A 4,344-nucleotide genomic window follows, 5' to 3' on the forward strand; every position below is an offset into this window, starting at 1 on the left:
AAAGGAATACAAGGCAACGAATATAAATTATCAGATGTGCACTAGTCACGGCAAACAGAAAAGGACCGCGCAGTTTTTTTGCGCGGTTTTTCTTACATTTTAATAGACAAAATTTTGTTTATAGTATATACATTTTATGATAAATATGGTTATATTATCATTGAATAGGCATATATTTGCCAATACAACAATAGGCACCTAAGGCATTATCCCAGAGTTGTATCCTTAATTTAATATTGGAGGTAAGGTGCAATGAAAAAGCAGTGGACAGTTGGTATTTTGCTATTTGATGAGGTGGAAGTATTGGACTTTGCAGGTCCTTTCGAAGTGTTTTCTATTACTACCTATGAGGATTTTTCAACAAAGGCTTTTGATGTTAGCACCATTTCCGAAACAGGTGAAATAATTTTTGCTAGAAATGGATTAAAGGTACAACCTGATTATAGTTTTGAAAACGCTCCTGCATTTGACATAGTGGTGGTACCAGGAGGCCCGGGAGTAAGAGAGGCCCAGATCGACAATCCAACTGTCATTGAATGGATAGCTAATCAAATGAACGAAGAAATCATAACAACGTCTATATGTACAGGTGCCTTTTTATTGGCTAAAGCTGGTGTACTTAATGGAAAAGTAGCGACTACCCACTGGATGAGTTATGATCGCTTTGAAGAGAGTTTTCCTGAAATAACACTCCGGCGTAATGTGAAATTTGTCGATCAAGGTAACATCTTAACATCTGGAGGAGTTTCAGCAGGAATCAATATGTCGTTATACATTGTCCAGCGACTTTTAGGGGAAAACATAGCGTCTAATCTGGCTCGTGGAATAGAATTTGATATGAAGTTTTAGAAAAATAATATGATAAAGAATGAGCGGTGACATATGGGGAGAAAATTTATAGGCTTTTTAATCTTTATTATAGTGTTCTTGTTTCTTGTTGGATGCAGTAGTCAATCAAATACGATTGCTGTTGCTGAGTTATCCGAAAGGGAAGAGGCCATAATCTCTATGACTACGGATAAAGTATTTGTATATGAATTTCAAACAGAAGATGGATATGAAAAATTAGATATATGGATAGATAAATATGAGTCAGGTAAGTTAATCGAAGACAATGGTACTCAATTTGGAGCATTTATAAGTGAAGAAGGCACTATTATATTGACGATTGTAGAAAATGCAGACACCAATCAGAATGAAATTCAAATCGGTATACTAGATGAAAAGGGGTCTGTCGGTTCTACTTTTTATGATCCAGTCGAAATTGATTTTGGATCTAGTTTTAATGGTTGGGGGCCAATGCAAGATTTACAACAGATTCATGATGAAGAAATCTTTCTAGGGTCCGTTGTTTACACGAATGGAGAAAGTATTCGCACACCTAATATCGCCCCAAGTAATGAGAATTTTAGCGACGAATTAGCTGAATACGAATTGGTCTATATAATAAAAGCAAAATTTTATTAATATTTTTACAGCATCCAATAAACAGTTGGATGTTTTTCATTGTTCATTAAGATTTCACATAAATAGGCAATTAACCTATTGCACAAATCAATTTTTTCCATTAAAATGAAAAAGTCGTTTTCAGTCATTAATAGATAAACGACATACTCAAATATGGAAAGGAGTATCGAGACTTATTTTGTTTATTAAAAGCGCCAGGACTAGCTAGTGGCTAGTTGACGAGGTGGAGGATTATCGAATCGGATCGGCGGGTACCTCCCGGCTGTACTTCTCAGTCGACATGTTTTTATTTCAAAACAATTAGGTGACTTATTGTACAAGAATAGAAACAAGAAGTAAATGATCAAAGTATATAAGGGGCAAATACAGCTCCTTGAACGAAGGCGGTACTTATTTGCCCCTATTAGAAGAGGGGAAATAACATGTGCGGAATTGTAGGTTACATCGGAGATAATGAAGCAACAGAATTATTGCTAACTGGATTAGAAAAACTAGAATATAGAGGCTATGATTCAGCTGGTATCGCAGTGATGAACGGCAAAGAGATACGACTGACAAAAGTAAAAGGACGAATTTCCTTACTACGGGATAGAGTAGGAGACAACAATGTATCTGGGACGATAGGGATAGGTCATACTCGTTGGGCTACACATGGAGAAGCAAGCGAAATAAACGCTCATCCTCATCAAAGCAATACAGGACGTTTTACAATGGTTCATAATGGAGTAATTGAAAACTTTGAAGAATTACGGGATAACTATTTACCTAATGTAGAACTTCAGAGTGAGACAGATACAGAAATTATTGTGCAATTGTTAGAAAAGATGTATGGAGAAACAAAAGATGTGTTGCAGGCTTTTCAGAAAACGTTAATAGAATTGAAAGGTTCTTATGCGATTGCTCTTATAGATAAACATACACCTGATGTTCTGTATGCTGCGAAAAATAAAAGTCCATTACTTGTAGGGTTAGGAACGGATTGTCATTTAGTAACGAGTGATGCGATGGCCACATTAAACAAAACGAAGCGTTATGTTGAGTTAGAAGATAAGGAAACAGTAATGTTAACAAAAGAAGCGGTAATAATCCAAAAGCTAAATGGAGAAAAGGTAGATCGGAAACCTTTTGAAACAGAATTGGATTCAGATGATATGGAAAAGGGAACCTACCCTCATTACATGCTAAAGGAAATAGATGAGCAGCCATATGTCATTCGCAAAATTATCCAGGAATATACGGATAGTACTCATCGACTAAAAATAGACGAGAAAATAAGCAAAGCGATTCAACAGGCAGATCGAATCTATATTATTGCAGCAGGAACAAGCTATCATGCAGGTTTAGTTGGAAAGCAATTGATTGAAAAACTTGCAGAAGTTCCAGTAGAAGTCCATATTGCCAGTGAGTTTTCGTATAATATGCCGTTATTATCTGAAAATCCTTTCTTTATCTTTATCTCTCAAAGTGGAGAAACAGCAGACAGTCGTGCAGTCCTAGTTCAAACTAAAGCGCTAGGATACCCCGCATTGACAATTACAAATGTACCTGGATCCACTCTATCACGCGAAGCGGATTATACGCTTCTATTACACGCTGGACCAGAAATTGCAGTAGCTTCTACAAAAGCTTATTCAGCACAAATAGCTGTTATAGCAATTCTAGCTAATGATTTAGCAGAGCAAAAAGGATGTAACATAAGCTTTGATCTAGACCATGAAATGAGTTTAGTAGCGAATGCGATAGAAATGCTTGCTAGTCAAAAAGAGGAAATAGAAAGTATTGCAGCTTCTATTTTCCATAAATCACGCAATGCTTTCTTCATCGGACGTGGTATTGACTACTTCGTAATGCAGGAAGCAGCCTTAAAATTAAAAGAAATTTCCTATATACAAGCGGAAGGATTTGCTGGTGGGGAATTGAAACACGGGACGATAGCTTTGATAGAAGAAGGTACTCCTGTTATTGCCTTAGCAACGCAAGAAAATGTTAATCTATCCGTTCGCGGTAATGTGCAGGAAGTAGCGGCTCGTGGAGCAAATACTTGTATTGTAAGTATGAAGGGACTAAACAAATCTGGAGATGCAATTGTATTACCGGAAGTTCATGAGTTGCTAACACCATTGGTTAGCGTGATTCCAATGCAATTACTTGCATATTATGCGGCATTACATCGAAATTGTGATGTAGATAAACCACGTAATCTAGCAAAATCAGTAACGGTAGAATAGAATTGAATAAATTTTAGTGCATGTTTGTCTCCCCGTTACTCTTCCTTTCAAAAATGTAACTCTTCTTACAAGATGTAAGTAAGTTTTACAAAGAAGGGAAAGCGGAGGCACTTATGTATCGGTTCTTATGTATCACTCTAATCAGAATCGGGAGCGTACCGTTGGTACGCCTTCTCGGTTCTTTTTTATTGGGTGAAAGCCTGGAAAGATAGATGACGCAAGGGATTAAAGCCATCCAAGTAGGAGAAAAAAGCGTGAAAAAAAGCGTGAGAAAACGTCAGGAAATCCCTGTTAATCCTTAAACCCTATCTCTATTACCCCCTTAATTTCTATTCTGCTTTGTAAATCCGAGTTCCATTTTTCAATCTTTTATCGCCTGATTTTCGCCTGATTTCTGTAAGAAATAGCGATTTTCTTTGTAAAACTTAGTTAAATTGAAAGGGGGGGATTTAGGGGTGAAAAAGGGCGTGAGGGCAAGTGGGAGAAGGTATTGCGGGGGTGGAAGGGGTTTTGTAAAACTAAGTTTCAAAGGCATATAGTAGAAGATAAGGGATAGTATGTGTAAAATAGTTCTCAAAGGATAATTTCTAAAATTATCCATATAAATGGAAAAATAAAAGGAGACCCTCTATACTAGATAATAGGCTAA

At 36.8% G+C, this 4,344-nt stretch carries 3 protein-coding genes; all 3 read left to right on the forward strand.

Features of this window, described 5'->3' with window-relative positions; genetic code table 11:
• Positions 1-252: 252 nt before the first annotated feature.
• Entirely contained in the window at positions 253-849 is a 597-nt protein-coding gene (locus GGQ92_RS16115; RefSeq protein ID WP_184251314.1) for a DJ-1/PfpI family protein, read from the forward strand.
• Between the two features lie 33 nt (positions 850-882).
• Positions 883-1,467, forward strand: a complete 585-nt coding sequence (locus GGQ92_RS16120) for a hypothetical protein (RefSeq protein ID WP_184251316.1) — start codon at positions 883-885, stop codon at positions 1,465-1,467.
• 422 nt (positions 1,468-1,889) lie between these two features.
• Positions 1,890-3,695, forward strand: coding sequence for a glutamine--fructose-6-phosphate transaminase (isomerizing) (gene glmS, locus GGQ92_RS16125; protein ID WP_184251318.1), 1,806 nt, complete (start codon positions 1,890-1,892; stop codon positions 3,693-3,695).
• Positions 3,696-4,344: the final 649 nt, after the last annotated feature.

The sequence above is a fragment of the Gracilibacillus halotolerans genome, from assembly GCF_014206945.1.
Taxonomy (GTDB): domain Bacteria; phylum Bacillota; class Bacilli; order Bacillales; family Amphibacillaceae; genus Gracilibacillus; species Gracilibacillus halotolerans.

Bases quoted from the DNA above. Each gene is read 5' to 3' on its own strand.
- GGQ92_RS16115 (WP_184251314.1), top strand. From the start codon at position 253: ATGAAAAAGCAGTGGACAGTTGGTATTTTGCTATTTGATGAGGTGGAA.
- GGQ92_RS16120 (WP_184251316.1), top strand. From the start codon at position 883: ATGGGGAGAAAATTTATAGGCTTTTTAATCTTTATTATAGTGTTCTTG.
- glmS (WP_184251318.1), top strand. From the start codon at position 1,890: ATGTGCGGAATTGTAGGTTACATCGGAGATAATGAAGCAACAGAATTA.